General features: G+C 55.8%; 18 protein-coding genes. 12 read left to right on the top strand and 6 right to left on the bottom strand.

Annotation, left to right across the window (positions count from 1 at the left end; all coding sequences use genetic code 11):
- Positions 1 to 33: 33 nt before the first annotated feature.
- Together KGP25_RS05200 and acpH are read right to left on the bottom strand one after the other, a co-directional pair.
- On the bottom strand, positions 34 to 636 hold the full coding sequence (locus KGP25_RS05200; RefSeq protein ID WP_223540071.1) for a peroxiredoxin C: 603 nt from the start codon (positions 634 to 636) through the stop codon (positions 34 to 36).
- Positions 637 to 763: 127 nt separating this feature from the next.
- Entirely contained in the window at positions 764 to 1,345 is a 582-nt protein-coding gene (gene acpH, locus KGP25_RS05205; protein WP_115874336.1) for an ACP phosphodiesterase, read from the bottom strand.
- A gap of 92 nt (positions 1,346 to 1,437) precedes the next feature.
- Here acpH and queA point away from each other — a divergent pair, with 92 nt between their 5' ends.
- The 7 genes from queA (at position 1,438) to KGP25_RS05240 (ending at position 8,104) form a co-directional block, all read left to right on the top strand.
- On the top strand, positions 1,438 to 2,508 hold the full coding sequence (gene queA / locus KGP25_RS05210; protein ID WP_045909793.1) for a tRNA preQ1(34) S-adenosylmethionine ribosyltransferase-isomerase QueA: 1,071 nt from the start codon (positions 1,438 to 1,440) through the stop codon (positions 2,506 to 2,508).
- Between the two features lie 53 nt (positions 2,509 to 2,561).
- Positions 2,562 to 3,689: a tRNA guanosine(34) transglycosylase Tgt gene (gene tgt / locus KGP25_RS05215; RefSeq protein WP_003859110.1), complete on the top strand. Its 1,128-nt coding sequence runs from the start codon at positions 2,562 to 2,564 to the stop codon at positions 3,687 to 3,689.
- Positions 3,690 to 3,711: 22 nt separating this feature from the next.
- A complete protein-coding gene (yajC, locus tag KGP25_RS05220; RefSeq protein WP_003859109.1) occupies positions 3,712 to 4,044 on the top strand; it encodes a preprotein translocase subunit YajC in 333 nt (110 codons plus the stop codon).
- A 27-nt stretch (positions 4,045 to 4,071) separates the two neighbouring features.
- Positions 4,072 to 5,919 (top strand): protein translocase subunit SecD, encoded by a 1,848-nt coding sequence (secD, locus tag KGP25_RS05225; RefSeq protein ID WP_072052285.1) that lies wholly within the window; start codon positions 4,072 to 4,074, stop codon positions 5,917 to 5,919.
- Positions 5,920 to 5,929: 10 nt separating this feature from the next.
- Positions 5,930 to 6,901, top strand: coding sequence for a protein translocase subunit SecF (gene secF / locus KGP25_RS05230; RefSeq protein WP_048225871.1), 972 nt, complete (start codon positions 5,930 to 5,932; stop codon positions 6,899 to 6,901).
- A gap of 142 nt (positions 6,902 to 7,043) precedes the next feature.
- The gene (locus tag KGP25_RS05235; protein WP_008503341.1) at positions 7,044 to 7,409 is read left to right on the top strand and encodes a VOC family protein; all 366 of its coding nucleotides are present in this window, start codon (positions 7,044 to 7,046) and stop codon (positions 7,407 to 7,409) included.
- A gap of 14 nt (positions 7,410 to 7,423) precedes the next feature.
- Positions 7,424 to 8,104 (top strand): YafY family protein, encoded by a 681-nt coding sequence (locus tag KGP25_RS05240; RefSeq protein ID WP_032646151.1) that lies wholly within the window; start codon positions 7,424 to 7,426, stop codon positions 8,102 to 8,104.
- Positions 8,105 to 8,192: 88 nt separating this feature from the next.
- On the opposite strand, the gene KGP25_RS05245 is transcribed toward KGP25_RS05240, so the two are convergent.
- Positions 8,193 to 9,071, bottom strand: coding sequence for a nucleoside-specific channel-forming protein Tsx (locus tag KGP25_RS05245; RefSeq protein ID WP_025912622.1), 879 nt, complete (start codon positions 9,069 to 9,071; stop codon positions 8,193 to 8,195).
- A gap of 270 nt (positions 9,072 to 9,341) precedes the next feature.
- Positions 9,342 to 9,881 (bottom strand): DUF3251 domain-containing protein, encoded by a 540-nt coding sequence (locus KGP25_RS05250; RefSeq protein ID WP_045909789.1) that lies wholly within the window; start codon positions 9,879 to 9,881, stop codon positions 9,342 to 9,344.
- 152 nt (positions 9,882 to 10,033) lie between these two features.
- On the opposite strand from KGP25_RS05250, the gene nrdR reads away from it, so the two are divergent.
- From nrdR to thiL, 5 genes are all read left to right on the top strand, one after another.
- Positions 10,034 to 10,483, top strand: a complete 450-nt coding sequence (gene nrdR / locus KGP25_RS05255) for a transcriptional regulator NrdR (protein ID WP_008503337.1) — start codon at positions 10,034 to 10,036, stop codon at positions 10,481 to 10,483.
- Positions 10,484 to 10,487: 4 nt separating this feature from the next.
- On the top strand, positions 10,488 to 11,591 hold the full coding sequence (ribD, locus tag KGP25_RS05260) for a bifunctional diaminohydroxyphosphoribosylaminopyrimidine deaminase/5-amino-6-(5-phosphoribosylamino)uracil reductase RibD (RefSeq protein WP_223540072.1): 1,104 nt from the start codon (positions 10,488 to 10,490) through the stop codon (positions 11,589 to 11,591).
- A gap of 87 nt (positions 11,592 to 11,678) precedes the next feature.
- On the top strand, positions 11,679 to 12,149 hold the full coding sequence (gene ribE, locus KGP25_RS05265) for a 6,7-dimethyl-8-ribityllumazine synthase (RefSeq protein ID WP_006176874.1): 471 nt from the start codon (positions 11,679 to 11,681) through the stop codon (positions 12,147 to 12,149).
- A 21-nt stretch (positions 12,150 to 12,170) separates the two neighbouring features.
- The gene (gene nusB, locus KGP25_RS05270) at positions 12,171 to 12,590 is read left to right on the top strand and encodes a transcription antitermination factor NusB (protein ID WP_006809908.1); all 420 of its coding nucleotides are present in this window, start codon (positions 12,171 to 12,173) and stop codon (positions 12,588 to 12,590) included.
- Between the two features lie 77 nt (positions 12,591 to 12,667).
- Positions 12,668 to 13,639 (top strand): thiamine-phosphate kinase, encoded by a 972-nt coding sequence (gene thiL, locus KGP25_RS05275; RefSeq protein WP_223540073.1) that lies wholly within the window; start codon positions 12,668 to 12,670, stop codon positions 13,637 to 13,639.
- Between the two features lie 62 nt (positions 13,640 to 13,701).
- On the opposite strand, the gene KGP25_RS05280 is transcribed toward thiL, so the two are convergent.
- Positions 13,702 to 14,676, bottom strand: coding sequence for an aldo/keto reductase (locus KGP25_RS05280; protein ID WP_223540074.1), 975 nt, complete (start codon positions 14,674 to 14,676; stop codon positions 13,702 to 13,704).
- A 61-nt stretch (positions 14,677 to 14,737) separates the two neighbouring features.
- Positions 14,738 to 16,600 carry a 1-deoxy-D-xylulose-5-phosphate synthase gene (gene dxs / locus KGP25_RS05285; protein ID WP_048030083.1) on the bottom strand — a complete coding sequence of 621 codons (1,863 nt, stop codon included), beginning with the start codon at positions 16,598 to 16,600 and terminating at the stop codon, positions 14,738 to 14,740.
- Positions 16,601 to 16,610 lie beyond the last annotated feature (10 nt).

Here is a 16,610-nt window from a genome sequence, read left to right on the forward strand (position 1 = left end):
GCATAAGCGGGCCTTTCTCGTAAACCGTGCCGATTACAGGCTGGATACGTTCTCAGACAGGTATTTAGCCACGCCGTCTGGGGAAGCAGCCATACCTTCTTTACCTTTTTCCCACTGAGCCGGGCACACTTCGCCGTGCTCTTCGTGGAACTGCAGCGCGTCAACCATACGCAGCATTTCGTCGATGTTACGACCCAGCGGCAGATCGTTCACAACCTGGTGACGAACGATGCCGTTCGCGTCGATCAGGAAGGAACCGCGCAGCGCAACGCCAGCGTCCGGATGTTCGATACCGTAAGCCTGCTGGATTTCGCGTTTGATGTCCGCAACCATTGCGTATTTCACCGCACCGATGCCGCCTTTGTCGACAGGGGTGTTACGCCATGCGTTGTGTACAAACTCAGAGTCGAAGGAGACGCCAACCACTTCTACGCCACGCTTCTGGAATTCTTCATAACGTTTGTCGAACGCGATCAGCTCAGACGGGCAAACGAAAGTGAAGTCCATTGGCCAGAAGAACAGAACGGTCGCTTTACCGTTGGTGTGCTTTTTGAAGTTGAAGTTTTCAACGATTTCACCGTTGCCCAGAACTGCTGCAGCTGTAAAATCCGGAGCCGGACGAGTTACCAGAACCATATGATTCTCCTGTAGATACTAAGGTTATTTGGAACGCAACGCGAGCCAGTATAGAGAGTGTTCATGGATAAGACAAAGAGGTGGTGACAATCGTTCCGCCAGCTTTTACCTATCAATGTAATTTCTGTTACAGCTGTTTGTTTTTCGCCTGCACCATCATGCGCGGATAAAACTGCCAGAAACGCGTTTCCAGCGCATCGTAATGTTCATCCAGGTCATACCAGGAATCCCGCAGCGCATCCAGGCGTGGGCGACGGCTCGCCATCCCATTCAACACGTTCTGGATGAAGTCCATCTCGCGATAACGCTCCAGCCAGCGTTCCGACCACAGATAGTTGTTCAGATTGACAAAGCGCGGCGGCGAGTCGGGCAGAATGATCGACACCTGCTGGTGGGCATAGCGCACAAATTCGGGCAGGGGTAGCTCCGGCGAGAGTTGTGCCCAGTGGCGCGACAGGAAGTGATCCCACATCACGTCAAGCGTGATCGGCGCAACGCGGCGCGTTTCAGGGCGGAACCACGCTTTGGCTTCCGTCACTTCCGGCAGTTTATCCGTCAGCACGTCGATGCGGCGGTGCATAAAAATCCCGTCGACAACCTCAGGGGAGTAGTCTTCTGCGGGATTACCGCGTACGAAATCGGCCAGCAAATTGCCCGAGAGGGAGCTGTCAGCGAGGTGCGCGAGATGCAGGTGAGCGAGAAAATTCATGCGTTTTATTTGTCCGGGGGCGGCTAGTTGTTGCAGCAAAAGGGTGTGAGCACTAGACTATGCCGCCTGTTTTTAAGTCACGAGTATACGTCATGCGCGTCGCCGATTTCTCCTTTGAACTACCTGAATCCCTGATTGCTCACTATCCCATGCCTGAGCGCAGCAGCTGTCGCTTACTGTCACTGGATGGGCCAACGGGCGAGCTGACGCACGGTACTTTCACCGATTTGCTCGACAAGCTCAACCCTGGCGATCTGCTGGTCTTTAACAATACCCGCGTGATCCCGGCGCGCCTGTTTGGCCGTAAGGCCAGCGGCGGCAAGATTGAAGTGCTGGTCGAACGTATGCTCGATGATAAACGTATTCTGGCACATATTCGCGCCTCCAAAGCCCCGAAGCCGGGCGCGGAGCTGCTGCTGGGCGATGATGAGAGCATCAAGGCGACTATGACCGCGCGCCACGACGCGCTGTTCGAAGTGGCGTTTAACGACGAGCGGACGGTGCTTGATATCCTGAACGCCATTGGCCACATGCCGCTGCCGCCGTATATTGAGCGTCCGGACGAAGAGGCTGACCGCGAGCTGTATCAGACCGTCTACAGCCAGAAGCCTGGCGCGGTCGCGGCCCCAACGGCAGGTCTGCACTTTGATGAGCCGCTGCTGGAAAAACTGCGCGCGAAAGGCATTGAGATGGCGTTCGTGACGCTGCACGTCGGCGCGGGTACCTTCCAGCCGGTGCGCGTGGACAGCATTGAAGATCACATCATGCACTCTGAGTATGCTGAAGTGCCTCAGGACGTGGTGGACGCGGTGCTGGCGGCGAAAGCGCGCGGCAGCCGCGTCGTGGCGGTCGGTACGACGTCTGTGCGCTCACTTGAGAGCGCCGCGCAGGCGGCGAAGAACGATCTTATTGAGCCATTCTTTGGCGATACGCAGATCTTTATCTACCCGGGCTACCAGTACAAAGTGATTGATGCGCTGGTGACCAACTTCCATCTGCCTGAATCGACGCTGATTATGCTGGTCTCCGCATTCGCGGGCTATCAGCATACGATGAATGCCTACAAGTCTGCGGTAGAACAAAAATATCGCTTTTTTAGCTACGGTGACGCGATGTTTATCACGTACAATCCGCAGGCTTTGAATGAGCGTGTCGGGGAATAAGTCCGCGGCACCGTGTTACAACGTTGGACTGTTTTTCTGACGTCGGAGAAAAAATGAAATTTGAACTCGATACCACCGACGGTCGCGCGCGTCGCGGTCGCCTGGTGTTTGATCGCGGCGTGGTGGAAACCCCCGCGTTTATGCCTGTGGGTACGTACGGCACCGTAAAAGGGATGACGCCGGAAGAAGTTGAAGCCACTGGCGCGCAGATTATCCTCGGCAATACCTTCCACCTGTGGCTGCGTCCGGGCCAGGAGATCATGAAGCTCCACGGCGACCTGCACGACTTCATGCAGTGGAAAGGCCCCATCCTGACCGACTCCGGCGGCTTCCAGGTCTTCAGCCTGGGCGATATCCGCAAGATCACCGAGCAGGGCGTTCACTTCCGTAACCCGATCAACGGCGATCCGATTTTCCTCGATCCAGAAAAATCGATGGAGATTCAGTACGATCTCGGCTCTGACATCGTGATGATCTTCGACGAATGCACGCCGTATCCGGCCGACTGGGACTACGCCAAGCGTTCTATGGAAATGTCTCTGCGCTGGGCGAAGCGTAGCCGTGACCGTTTTGACTCCCTGCAGAACAAAAATGCGCTGTTCGGCATTATCCAGGGCAGCGTTTACGAAGATTTACGCGATATCTCGGTTAAAGGTCTGGTAGAGATAGGTTTTGATGGCTACGCTGTCGGCGGTTTGGCTGTGGGTGAGCCGAAGGAAGACATGCACCGTATTCTGGAACATGTCTGCCCGCAAATCCCGGCGGATAAACCACGATACCTGATGGGCGTGGGTAAACCGGAAGATCTGGTTGAAGGCGTACGCCGCGGCATTGATATGTTCGACTGCGTCATGCCAACCCGCAACGCGCGTAACGGCCATTTGTTCGTTACCGATGGCGTGGTGAAAATCCGTAACGCGAAGCATAAGAGTGACACCAGCCCGCTCGATTCCGAGTGCGATTGCTATACCTGTCGCAATTATTCTCGCGCGTACCTGCATCATCTCGATCGTTGCAATGAGATTTTGGGCGCGCGTCTCAATACCATTCATAATCTTCGTTATTATCAGCGCTTAATGGCTGGTTTACGTAAGGCTATCGAAGAGGGTAAATTAGAGAGCTTCGTGACCGATTTCTACCAACGTCAGGGGCGGGATGTTCCACCGTTGAACGTTGATTAATTTTAATAATGAGGGAATTTGAATGAGCTTTTTTATTTCTGATGCGGTAGCGGCAACAGGTGCTCCAGCGCAGGGCAGCCCGATGTCTCTGATTCTGATGCTGGTTGTGTTCGGTCTGATCTTCTACTTCATGATCCTGCGTCCACAGCAGAAGCGCACCAAAGAGCACAAAAACCTGATGAACTCCATTGCGAAAGGCGATGAAGTGCTGACTAACGGTGGTCTGGTCGGTCGCGTAACCAAAGTGGCTGAAAACGGCTACATTGCTATCGCCCTGAACGACACCACTGAAGTGGTCATCAAACGTGACTTCGTAGCTGCCGTTCTGCCGAAAGGCACCATGAAGGCGCTGTAATCCCAACTTTTCCCAAAGGGAACTGCCGTGTTAAACCGTTATCCTTTGTGGAAGTACATCATGCTGGTCGTCGTGATTCTCGTCGGCCTGCTGTACGCGCTTCCCAACCTGTATGGTGAGGATCCGGCTGTTCAAATCACTGGCGCGCGCGGTGTCGCCGCCAGTGAGCAAACGCTGATCCAGGTCCAGAAAACGTTACAAGAAGAAAAAATTACCGCTAAGTCTGTGGCTCTGGAAGAGGGTGCAATTCTTGCTCGCTTCGACACCACCGACACGCAGCTCCGCGCACGTGAAGCGCTGATGGGCGTGCTGGGTGATAAATACGTCGTGGCGCTTAACCTTGCCCCTGCAACCCCGCGTTGGCTGGCTGCGATGAATGCAGAGCCAATGAAACTCGGTCTTGACCTGCGTGGCGGCGTTCACTTCCTGATGGAAGTGGATATGGATACCGCGCTCGGCAAGCTGCAGGAACAGAATATCGACAGCCTGCGCAGCGATCTGCGTGATAAAGGCATCGCTTACACCACCGTGCGTAAAGAAGATAACTACGGCATGAGCATCACGTTCCGCGACAGCGCGGCGCGCGATCAGGCTGTAGATTACCTGACCCAACGTCACCGTGACCTGGTGATCTCCTCGCAGGGCAGCAACCAGCTGCGCGCGGTGATGACCGATGCGCGTCTGAAAGAAGCGCGTGAATATGCCGTTCAGCAGAACATCAACATTCTGCGTAACCGTGTAAACCAGCTGGGTGTAGCTGAGCCGCTGGTGCAGCGCCAGGGTGCTGACCGTATCGTGGTTGAACTGCCGGGTATCCAGGACACCGCGCGTGCGAAAGAGATTCTGGGGGCGACCGCCACGCTGGAATTCCGTCTGGTCAATTCCAACGTCGATCAGTCCGCTGCCGCAGCAGGGCGTATTCCGGGTGATTCCGAAGTGAAACAGACTCGCGAAGGTCAGCCTGTTGTGCTGTACAAACGCGTGATTCTTACCGGTGACCATATCACCGACTCCACGTCGAGCCAGGACGAATACAACCAGCCGCAGGTTAACATCTCGCTTGATAGCGCGGGTGGTAACATCATGTCTAACTTCACCAAGGACAACATCGGCAAGCCGATGGCAACCCTGTTCGTGGAGTACAAAGACAGCGGTAAGAAAGATGCAAATGGTCGTGCGGTGCTGGTGAAAGAGGAAGAGGTGATTAACATCGCCAATATCCAGTCTCGTCTGGGTAACAGCTTCCGTATTACCGGTATTAGCAACCCGAACGAAGCGCGTCAGCTCTCTCTGCTGCTGCGTGCCGGTGCGCTGATTGCGCCAATTCAGATTGTTGAAGAACGTACCATTGGTCCAACGCTGGGGATGCAAAACATCCAGCAGGGCCTGGAAGCGTGTCTGGCCGGTCTGGTGGTCTCTATCCTCTTCATGATCTTCTTCTATAAGAAGTTTGGTCTGATTGCGACCTCCGCGCTGATCGCGAACCTGGTGCTGATTATCGGCATTATGTCCCTGCTGCCGGGGGCGACGCTGACCATGCCGGGTATTGCGGGTATCGTTCTGACCCTTGCGGTGGCGGTCGACGCCAACGTACTGATTAACGAACGTATCAAAGAAGAGTTGAGCAACGGTCGCTCTGTTCAGCAGGCGATTGATGAAGGTTATAAAGGCGCGTTCAGCTCTATCTTCGATGCGAACGTAACAACACTGATTAAGGTTCTTATCCTGTATGCAGTGGGTACTGGCGCGATCAAAGGCTTTGCGATTACAACCGGTATCGGTGTCGCAACGTCAATGTTTACCGCTATTGTCGGCACCCGTGCCATCGTGAACCTGCTGTACGGCGGCAAGCGCGTCAAAAAGCTGTCTATCTGAGGAGTGCGTTGTGGCACAGGAATATACTGTTGAACAATTGAACCACGGCCGTAAAGTCTGGGACTTTATGCGCTGGGACTACTGGGCCTTCGGCATTTCAGGTTTCCTGCTGATTCTGTCCATCATCATTATGGGCGTGAAAGGCTTTAACTGGGGTCTCGATTTCACCGGTGGTACGGTCATCGAGATCTCCCTGGAAAAACCGGTCGATATGGACCAGATGCGCGAATCGCTGCAGAAAGCGGGCTTTGAAGAGCCTCTGCTGCAGAACTTCGGAAGCAGCCGCGACATCATGGTACGTATGCCGCCGGTGCACGATGCCAACGGCAGCCAGGAGCTGGGCAGTAAGGTTGTTAGCGTGATTAACGAAACAACCAGCCAGAACGCAGCGGTTAAGCGTATTGAGTTCGTCGGCCCAAGCGTGGGTGCTGACCTGGCGCAGACCGGCGCGATGGCGCTGCTGGTGGCGTTGATTTCCATCCTGGTGTACGTCGGTTTCCGCTTTGAGTGGCGACTGGCGGCCGGTGTGGTTATCGCCCTGGCGCACGACGTGGTGATCACCATGGGCATACTGTCGCTGTTCCACATTGAGATTGACCTGACGATTGTGGCATCCCTGATGTCCGTTATCGGTTACTCACTGAACGACAGTATCGTGGTATCTGACCGTATTCGTGAAAACTTCCGTAAGATCCGTCGCGGTACGCCGTACGAAATCTTTAACGTGTCGTTGACCCAGACGCTGCACCGTACCTTGATCACCTCCGGTACTACCCTGATGGTGATCCTGATGCTGTTCCTCTTCGGTGGTCCGGTACTGGAAGGCTTCTCGCTGACCATGTTGATTGGTGTCACCATCGGTACGGCGTCGTCTATCTACGTCGCGTCCGCACTGGCACTGAAACTCGGCATGAAGCGCGAGCACCTGCTCCAGCAGAAAGTCGAGAAAGAAGGGGCGGATCAGCCGTCCATTCTGCCGTAAGGCGACGTTTAGCGCGTTATCGAAATCCCGGTCGGTTGACCGGGATTTTTTTTATCTCCTCCTGACAAACACTCCTGACAGTATGCTGTCAGGAGCCCTGTCGTAGACTCCTTCTGAACCCAAACAACAGGCAGGAGGATGTATGAAAAGCGTTATTAACTGGTTTGAAATTCCGGTCTCGGATATGGATCGCGCGATTAAATTTTATGAGCCGGTCATGCAGCTTGCGCTGCGTCGCGAGAAAATGGACTGCGCGGAGCTGGCCGTTTTCCCGCATGAGGATCCCGCCACCGGAGGCGCACTGGCAAAATTTGACGGCGTTACACCGTCTTTGCAAGGCGCTATTATTTACCTGCATACTGACAATCTGGCGGCCACGCTCGATCGCATCGCCTCTGCGGGCGGCGAGTGCGTGTTTGGTCCGCTGGAACTGCCGCATGGCATTGGCACTATCGCCTTATTTACCGACAGCGAGGGCAACCGCGTCGGGCTCCATCAACCTGCCTGAGAGCGGACAAAGATATGACCCGACGCGCTGACCGTTTGTTTCAGATTGTGCAGATCCTGCGGGGCAGGCGTCTGACAACGGCAGCGCATCTGGCGGACCGGCTTGGCGTGTCCGAGCGTACGGTCTATCGCGATATCCGCGACCTGTCGCTTTCCGGCGTGCCGGTGGAAGGTGAGGCGGGAAGCGGATATCGCCTCATGTCGGGCTTCGACCTGCCGCCACTGATGCTGACAAATAAGGAGTCCGAGGCGCTGATCGTCGCGATTCGCCTGCTCAAAACCTGGGGTGGGGAATCGCTGTCGCGCGAGCTGGAGTCGGCTCAGGAAAAGGTGCTGGCGATTCTGCCCGAGGAGAGTCGTCGAAAGGCGGAGCAGACGCGGATCTACGCCCCGGATTTTTGCATGCAAAGCCACTCCCGCAGCGATTTTGACAGGATTCATCAGGCAATTTCCGCCCAGCAGGTGCTGGCATTGCATTACCGTGATGAAGCAGGACAGCTGTCTAATCGTGAGGTTCAGCCGCTGGGGCTGTTCTTCTGGGGAGAGCGCTGGCTGCTGGCCGCGTGGTGTGAACGGCGCGATGACTATCGCTGTTTCCGGCTCGACAGATGCCTCAATATTGTGACTACGGAAAGGCGGTTTAGCGAGAGTGCGGACAGGTCTTTGGCGGATTTTTTGCGCAAGGTGAGGCAGTAAAAAGCCGGGTGGCGGCTACGCCTTACCCGGCCTACATTTGGGTCGTAGGCCCGGTAAGCGTAGCGCCACCGGGCGAAACCCGCACTGATTAGAAGTTGTAACCTACAACCAGGTAACCACCCCAACCGGTAGAACGGACGTGTTCGTTCATCCATACCAGTTTCGCGTCGTCGTTCCACTGGCCGCCGTTGTGCCAGTAACGTGCCACAACAGAGTAATGCCAGTGATCATAGTTCAGCGCCAGGATGTGGCTGGAGGCGATGGAGTCATTGGTACGCTGCTTAATACCGTTCTCTGCGTAACCGCTCTTATCGCCCAGATCTGAACCCCAGTCGAAGTTGGTGAAGCCGATATAGCTCAGGTTACCGCCCCACAGCTGGGTGATTGGCACAAAGTATTTCACTTTGAAACGATAGCCATCCCATTCGTTCTGGTTTTCAGCGCCATAGTTCTGCCACTGATATTTGGCATAGACGTTCAGAGACAGGCTCATTGGCAGGCCGGTGTCGATGTCCGTACCCAGACCCATATACCAGGTGCTCTGACGACCGGACTCATTGCGGCCCATATCGTAAATGTAGTTGTTCGCGAAGTACCACTCTTTGAACGGGCCGAAGCTCAGATCGGTGCCGGTCAGCTTGTCGATGGAGAAGCGTGGTTCGATTTCCATGAACAGAGGGGAGCCGTGGTTCCAGATACCTTTAGCCTGAGAGTTACCACCGAAGAAGACCGGTGCATCCATGTAACCGTAGAAATCAAACCAGTCTTTCTTGGCGAAGGCTTCATATTCCAGGTAGGTATCGTTACGAATCTGTGGTCCGAAACGCGTGTGGTAGCTGCCCACCACGTTAACGCTCTGGTGCCACCAGTCGGAGAGGTATTGTGGTTTGTCGTTTTCCGCTGCGTTAACAGTGAAAGAAGAGGACAGTGCCAGCACGGCGCCAGCTGCGAGTAATGTTTTTTTCATAATCATGCCACTGATTGAAATTCCCTTCCGGGAGTGAAAAATGCGCGAATTGCGTTTCTAAATATTTCGTGTTTCTGCGGTGCCTATTATAGGAATCCCTGCTCACAAAAATATGTGTTGTTTCACATATCTCTCACACGCGTAATCGATTGCGTTCACGTTTGCGTACATTAAACGGCCGGGATTGTAGCGGCAATCATTTATGTTGCCAATCCATACGAAATGTAAATGTTAGCGGAGTGACATTTCACTCCGCTAAAAAGGAGGGGATTAGTGCGCGGCGGGTTGAATGTCGTGAATGCGGATAAAGCCTAACTGTTCCGGCGTAAGACCGCTTAACTGAAGCGGGATATCCACATCGCTTGGTGCTAAAACACTGGCCGGGGCGGTGAAGAGTTGATTCTTCACGTTCACCTCCTGGTAATTCTCCGTGGTGCCCTGGATCTGGCCCCACTCGACAGTGCCGCTGAAGGCCGGAAGCGGATCGTTGGACTCTCCCTGTATACGTAATGTTGCGCGAGTACCATCTGCATTCGCCGCCACATTCACCAGAGACATTTTTAGCGTGCCGATCTGACTATTGAGCCGCGCAGGCGTATTCGCGCCCGGCAGCAGATAAACCCCGCTGCTGGATTTGGCATTCAGCGCGTTTTGCTGGGTGATTTTCACCGTTTCTTTGTTCAGCTTGTCCATCGCCGTATTGAGCGTATTGACGCTCTGTTTCAACTGGCGGACTTCGGTTTGCTGTGCACAGGCGCTAAGGGTGAAGAGGCTCCCCACCAGCAATATTTTCAGGTAACGTCTTGTCATTGCGTTTATTTCCTTGAAATAACGGATCGTCCTAATGGTAGCCAGCATCATTGTGTCAGACATAGATCCTTTGTCTCAAAAAGCTCTTCCTTTGTTGTCAGGCCAGATCAGGGTAAAATGAAAATCAGTTAACCAGATAACAGGGATACCGTATGCATTGCCCATTCTGCTCCGCTGTGGATACCAAAGTCATCGACTCTCGCCTGGTGGGCGAAGGATCATCCGTACGCCGTCGTCGGCAGTGTCTGGTGTGCAACGAGCGTTTTACGACCTTTGAGGTGGCAGAGCTGGTCATGCCGCGCGTGGTAAAAAGTAACGACGTGCGTGAGCCGTTTAACGAAGAGAAACTGCGCAGCGGAATGCTGAAGGCCCTTGAAAAACGTCCTGTCAGCGCGGACGACGTGGAGATGGCGTTAAACCACATAAAATCTTACCTTCGTGGTTTGGGTGAGCGTGAAGTGCCGAGCAAAATGATCGGTAACCTGGTGATGGAGCAGCTGAAAAAGCTCGATAAGGTCGCCTATATCCGCTTTGCTTCGGTCTACCGCAGCTTCGAAGATATCAAAGAGTTTGGCGAAGAGATCGCCCGCTTACAGGATTAAGCTCATGCACGATGAGATGTACATGGCGCGAGCCCTGAAGCTGGCGCAGCGCGGTCGTTTTACGACCCATCCCAACCCGAATGTCGGGTGCGTTATCGTTAAAGATGGCGAGATCGTGGGGGAGGGCTTTCACTATCGCGCAGGCGAACCGCATGCTGAGGTTCATGCGCTGCGCATGGCCGGCGAGAAGGCGCGCGGCGCTACGGCCTACGTTACGCTGGAGCCCTGCAGCCATCATGGGCGTACGCCGCCGTGCTGCGACGCGTTGATTGCCGCGGGGGTTTCGCGCGTGGTCGCATCGATGCAGGATCCGAATCCGCAGGTGGCCGGTCGTGGTCTGTATCGCCTGCAGCAGGAAGGCATTGACGTCAGCCATGGCCTGATGATGCAGGACGCGGAAGCGCTCAACAAAGGTTTCCTGAAGCGCATGCGCACCGGGTTCCCGTATATCCAGCTTAAGCTGGGCGCCTCGCTGGACGGTCGTACGGCGATGGCAAACGGCGAGAGTCAGTGGATCACCTCGCCACAGGCAAGGCGCGATGTGCAACGTCTGCGCGCGCAAAGCCATGCTATTCTCACCAGCAGTGAAACCGTTCTGGCTGACGATCCGGCCATGACCGTGCGCTGGGACGAGCTGAATGCCGATACCCAGGCCCTGTACCCGCAGGAGAACCTGCGTCAGCCGCTGCGTATTATCATTGATAGTCAGAACCGCGTGACGCCGGAGCACCGCATCGTCCAGCAGCCGGGTGAAACCTGGATTGCCCGCACGAAGGACGATACGCGCACATGGCCGGAAGGCGTGCGCAGCATCATGGTGCCGGAGCATAACGGCCATCTGGATCTCGTGGTGCTGATGATGCTGCTCGGCAAGCAACAGGTGAACAGTATCTGGGTGGAAGCGGGGCCAACGCTCGCCGGTGCGCTCTTACAGGCCGGACTGGTGGATGAACTGCTTGTTTACGTTGCGCCTAAACTGTTAGGTCACGACGCGCGCGGCCTGTTTGTGCTGCCCGGCCTTGAAAAACTGGCCGATGCACCACAACTCAAATTCAGCGAGATTCGTCCGGTTGGTCCGGATGTCTGCCTCCACTTAACGACAGCGTAATTGCTCCCGAAATAGGGAAGCAGTGCGCAAAGTATTATGATAAAATCCGCCCCCCTGCGGGGCCAAATGAACCCGTAAAGGAAGAGTATGAACATTATTGAAGCTGCTGTAGCTACCCCGGACGCTCGCGTCGCCATCACCATTGCGCGTTTCAACAACTTCATCAACGACAGCCTGCTGGAAGGTGCCATTGACGCCCTGAAACGTATCGGCCAGGTTAAGGATGACAACATTACCGTTGTTTGGGTTCCAGGCGCTTACGAACTGCCACTGGCGGCGGGCGCGCTGGCGAAAACCGGTAAATACGACGCGGTGATTGCGCTGGGTACCGTTATTCGTGGCGGCACTGCGCACTTCGAATACGTTGCGGGCGGTGCAAGCAATGGTCTGGCACACGTTGCGCAGGATGCTGAAATTCCTGTCGCGTTCGGCGTGCTGACTACCGAAAGTATTGAACAAGCCATCGAACGTGCTGGCACCAAAGCCGGTAACAAAGGTGCAGAAGCTGCACTGACCGCGCTTGAAATGATCAATGTATTGAAAGCCATCAAGGCCTGATTTTTTTGTAAGGGGAATTCCGTGAAACCTGCTGCTCGTCGCCGCGCCCGTGAATGTGCCGTCCAGGCACTTTACTCCTGGCAGTTGTCCCAGAACGACATCGCTGATGTTGAATACCAGTTCCTGTCAGAACAGGACGTGAAAGACGTTGACGTTCTGTACTTCCGTGAACTGCTGTCGGGAGTGGCGACTAATAGCGCGTATCTCGATGGTCTGATGAAACCTTACCTGTCCCGTCTGCTCGAAGAGCTGGGTCAGGTAGAAAAAGCAGTGTTGCGTATCGCGCTGTTTGAGCTGTCTAAACGTGATGATGTGCCGTACAAAGTGGCCATTAACGAAGCGATCGAACTGGCGAAAACCTTCGGTGCTGAAGACAGCCACAAGTTTGTAAACGGCGTACTTGATAAAGCAGCACCTGCGATCCGTCCCCACAAAAAGTGATCCGCAAACCGGAGTTCTGCATTGCCTGACGGGCAGTGCGGCTCCGGTTTTTTCTTTTATTTGCTGAGGCATAACGTATGGCATGCGGCGAATTTTCCCTGATTGCCCGTTATTTCGACCGTGTCAGAACCTCTCGTCTTGATGTTGAAACCGGCATCGGCGATGACTGTGCACTTCTCAATATTCCCGAAAAACAGACGCTGGCAATCAGCACCGACACCTTAGTGTGCGGACGTCATTTTTTACCGGATATCGATCCTGCCGATCTGGCGTATAAGGCGCTGGCGGTTAACGTCAGCGATCTGGCGGCGATGGGGGCCGATCCCGCGTGGTTAACCCTGGCGCTGACGCTGCCTGAGGTAGACGAAGCCTGGCTTGAAGCCTTTAGCGATGCGCTGTTTGAGCAGCTTAACTACTACGATATGCAGCTGATTGGCGGTGATACCACTGCCGGACCGCTGTCGATGACGCTGGCGATCCACGGCTATGTGCCGCTCGGCCGCGCGCTGAAGCGCTCAGGCGCAAAACCCGGCGACTGGATCTATGTGACCGGTACGCCGGGCGACAGCGCGGCAGGGCTGGCGATCCTCCAGGATCGCTTAACCGTGAAGGATGCCGACGATGCGGCGTATCTGGTGAAACGCCATCTGCGCCCGACGCCGCGTATTCTGCACGGTCAGGCGATGCGCGAGCGGGCAAGCTCGGCTATCGATCTCTCTGACGGGCTGATCTCAGACCTCGGCCATATTCTGAAGGCCAGCGGTGTCGGCGCGCGTGTTGACCTGGATCTGTTCCCGCTGTCAGAGGAACTGCTTCGTCATGTCGAACCTGAGCAGGCGCTGCGCTGGGCGCTGTCCGGTGGCGAAGACTACGAACTGTGCTTCACGGTGCCTGAGCTCAACCGTGGAACGCTCGACGTGGCATTAGCGCACCTCGGCGCGAAATTCACCTGTATCGGGCAGATCATGCCGGAAAGTGAAGGGCTGAAGTTTGTGAAAGACGGTGAGCCGGTTACGCTGGACTGGAAAGGGTACGATCACTTCGCGTGAGTTTGTTCGCTCTGTATTGCCGGGGGGCGGTTCCACCTTACCCGGCCTACAAAAGATGGGGCTTACTTAAAACCCACCACCGGATGCTGCTGATACGGCGTCTCCAGCTCGGCAACCTGCTCCGGCGTCAGCGTGATATCCACTGCATTCAGCAGTTCATCAAGCTGCTCTTCCCGGGATGTGCCGATAATCGGCGCCGCGACGCCGCGTTTACCCAGCAGCCACGCCAGCGCTACCTGGGCGCGGGTTGCGCCGGTATCGTCGGCAATTCCGGCTAAGCGTTCAGCGATCAGGGCATCCCTGGCCTCTGTTCCTTCGTAGAGATTTTTTCCCACTTCATCCGAGACCAGACGGGCCGTGGTTTCTCCCCACGGACGGGTCAGGCGGCCGCGTGCGAGCGGGCTCCACGGGATCACCGCCACGCCTTCCTGATGGCACAGCGGCAGCATCTCACGTTCTTCTTCACGGTAGATCAGATTGTAGTGGTCCTGCATGGTGACGAAGCGCGCCCAGCCGTGCTGTGCCTGCAGATCCAGAGCCTGAGCAAACTGCGAGGCATGCATAGATGACGCGCCGATATAGCGCGCTTTACCGGCTTTGACGACGTCGTTGAGTGCTTCCAGCGTCTCCTCAATGGGCGTGTTGTAATCCCAGCGGTGAATTTGCAGCAGGTCGACGTAATCCATGTTCAGACGCCTGAGGCTATCATCAATGGAACGCAGGATCTGCGCGCGAGAAAGTCCCTGAGCCAGGTCGCCCACTGGATAGTACACCTTGGTGGCAACCACGATGTCTTCCCGACGGACAAAATCACGCAGGGCGCGGCCGACAATCTCCTCGCTGCTGCCGTCGGAATAGCTGTTGGCGGTGTCAAAGAAGTTAATGCCGCCCTCGATGGCGCGTTTGATAATCGGACGGCTGCTCTCTTCCGGCAGCGTCCAGGCGTGGTTTCCCCGATCGGGTTCGCCAAAGGTCATGCATCCCAGGCAAAGCCGGGATACCTTAAGGTCTGTTTTTCCTAATGTTGTGTATTGCACGGTCCGCTCCTGCTGTTTAAACAATACGTTTAAGCATAGCAGGAGCGGAAAAGGGGAGGGTTCAGTCCAGCCAGGCGCGGATTTTAGCTTCGATACCGGCAGCGTCCAGGCCAATCGCCGCGCGGGCTTCGTCCTGGGTACCTTGCGGGATGAAATGGTCCGGCAGGCCGAGGTTCAGCACCGGAACGGCTTTACGGTTTGCCATCAGCACCTCGTTCACGCCGCTGCCCGCACCGCCCATAATCGCGTTCTCTTCCAGCGTGACCAGCACGTCATGCGCCTCAGCCATACTCAGGATCAGGGATTCGTCGAGCGGTTTCACAAAGCGCATATCGACCAGGGTGGCGTTCAGCGTTTCAGCCACTTTCGCCGCCTCAGGCATCAGCGTGCCGAAGTTCAGAATCGCCACTTTTTCACCGCGACGTTTGACCAGACCTTTACCGATCGCCAGCTTCTCCAGCGGCTGCAGCTCAACGCCCACCGCATTGCCGCGCGGGTAGCGAACGGCGCTAGGGCCATCCTGATAGTGGTAGCCGGTAAACAGCATCTGACGACATTCGTTCTCGTCGCTTGGCGTCATAATCACCATATCCGGAATGCAGCGCAGGAACGACAGGTCAAACGCGCCCTGGTGCGTCTGGCCGTCGGCGCCGACGATGCCCGCACGATCGATAGCAAACAGCACCGGCAGCTTCTGGATCGCCACGTCGTGGATCACCTGATCGTAGGCGCGCTGCAGGAAGGTGGAATAGATAGCGACAACCGGTTTGTAGCCGCCGATCGCCAGGCCCGCGGCAAACGTTACCGCGTGCTGCTCGGCAATGGCCACGTCGAAATACTGGTCAGGGTATTTTCTGGAGAACTCCACCATGCCGGAGCCTTCGCGCATGGCCGGGGTGATCGCCATCAGCTTGTTGTCTTTTGCGGCTGTTTCACACAGCCAGTCGCCGAAGATTTTTGAATAGCTCGGCATGCCGCCGCTGCTTTTTGGCAGACAGCCGCTGGACGGGTCAAATTTCGGTACCGCGTGGAAGGTAATCGGATCTTTTTCCGCCGGCTCGTAGCCACGCCCTTTTTTGGTCATGATGTGCAGGAACTGCGGGCCTTTCAGGTCACGCATGTTCTTGAGCGTGGTCACCAGTCCCAGCACGTCATGGCCGTCAACCGGGCCGATATAGTTAAAGCCCAGCTCTTCAAACAGGGTGCCCGGCACGACCATGCCTTTGATGTGCTCTTCAGTACGCTTGAGCAACTCTTTGATCGGCGGTACGCCGGAGAAGACTTTCTTGCCGCCTTCACGCAGCGAGGAGTAAAGCTTGCCGGAGAGCAGCTGCGCCAGATGGTTGTTCAGCGCGCCAACGTTTTCGGAAATCGACATTTCGTTATCGTTAAGCACAACCAGCATGTCCGGCTTGATGTCGCCCGCATGGTTCATGGCCTCAAAGGCCATACCGGCAGTGATGGCGCCGTCGCCAATCACGCAGACGGTGCGGCGCTGCTTGTTCTCTTTTTCGGCGGCAACGGCAATCCCGATGCCTGCAGAAATAGAGGTGGAGGAGTGCCCGACGCTCAATACGTCGTACTCGCTCTCCCCGCGCCACGGGAACGGGTGCAGACCGCCTTTCTGACGAATGGTGCCAATTTTATCGCGACGTCCGGTTAGAATTTTGTGCGGATAAGCCTGGTGACCCACGTCCCAGATCAGCTGATCGAACGGCGTGTTATAGACGTAGTGCAGCGCCACGGTCAGCTCTACCGTGCCAAGCCCGGAGGCGAAATGGCCGCTGGAGCGGCTTACGCTGTCGAGCAGGTAGCGACGCAGTTCGTCGCACAGCTTCGGCAGGCTCTCTTTCGGCAACAGACGTAACTCCTGGGTGGAGTCAACTAACGCCAGTGTCGGGTATTTGGCAATATCAAAACTCATCAAAGGCTCA

The organism is Enterobacter sp. JBIWA003, assembly GCF_019968825.1.
In the GTDB taxonomy this organism is placed as follows: domain Bacteria; phylum Pseudomonadota; class Gammaproteobacteria; order Enterobacterales; family Enterobacteriaceae; genus Enterobacter; species Enterobacter quasiroggenkampii.

What these genes read in the sequence shown, in the direction of transcription:
- KGP25_RS05200 (WP_223540071.1), bottom strand. Translation starts at nt 636, where the DNA reads ATGGTTCTGGTAACTCGTCCGGCTCCGGATTTTACAGCTGCAGCAGTT.
- acpH (WP_115874336.1), bottom strand. Translation starts at nt 1,345, where the DNA reads ATGAATTTTCTCGCTCACCTGCATCTCGCGCACCTCGCTGACAGCTCC.
- queA (WP_045909793.1), top strand. Translation starts at nt 1,438, where the DNA reads ATGCGCGTCGCCGATTTCTCCTTTGAACTACCTGAATCCCTGATTGCT.
- tgt (WP_003859110.1), top strand. Translation starts at nt 2,562, where the DNA reads ATGAAATTTGAACTCGATACCACCGACGGTCGCGCGCGTCGCGGTCGC.
- yajC (WP_003859109.1), top strand. Translation starts at nt 3,712, where the DNA reads ATGAGCTTTTTTATTTCTGATGCGGTAGCGGCAACAGGTGCTCCAGCG.
- KGP25_RS05235 (WP_008503341.1), top strand. Translation starts at nt 7,044, where the DNA reads ATGAAAAGCGTTATTAACTGGTTTGAAATTCCGGTCTCGGATATGGAT.
- KGP25_RS05240 (WP_032646151.1), top strand. Translation starts at nt 7,424, where the DNA reads ATGACCCGACGCGCTGACCGTTTGTTTCAGATTGTGCAGATCCTGCGG.
- KGP25_RS05245 (WP_025912622.1), bottom strand. Translation starts at nt 9,071, where the DNA reads ATGAAAAAAACATTACTCGCAGCTGGCGCCGTGCTGGCACTGTCCTCT.
- KGP25_RS05250 (WP_045909789.1), bottom strand. Translation starts at nt 9,881, where the DNA reads ATGACAAGACGTTACCTGAAAATATTGCTGGTGGGGAGCCTCTTCACC.
- nrdR (WP_008503337.1), top strand. Translation starts at nt 10,034, where the DNA reads ATGCATTGCCCATTCTGCTCCGCTGTGGATACCAAAGTCATCGACTCT.
- ribD (WP_223540072.1), top strand. Translation starts at nt 10,488, where the DNA reads ATGCACGATGAGATGTACATGGCGCGAGCCCTGAAGCTGGCGCAGCGC.
- ribE (WP_006176874.1), top strand. Translation starts at nt 11,679, where the DNA reads ATGAACATTATTGAAGCTGCTGTAGCTACCCCGGACGCTCGCGTCGCC.
- thiL (WP_223540073.1), top strand. Translation starts at nt 12,668, where the DNA reads ATGGCATGCGGCGAATTTTCCCTGATTGCCCGTTATTTCGACCGTGTC.
- dxs (WP_048030083.1), bottom strand. Translation starts at nt 16,600, where the DNA reads ATGAGTTTTGATATTGCCAAATACCCGACACTGGCGTTAGTTGACTCC.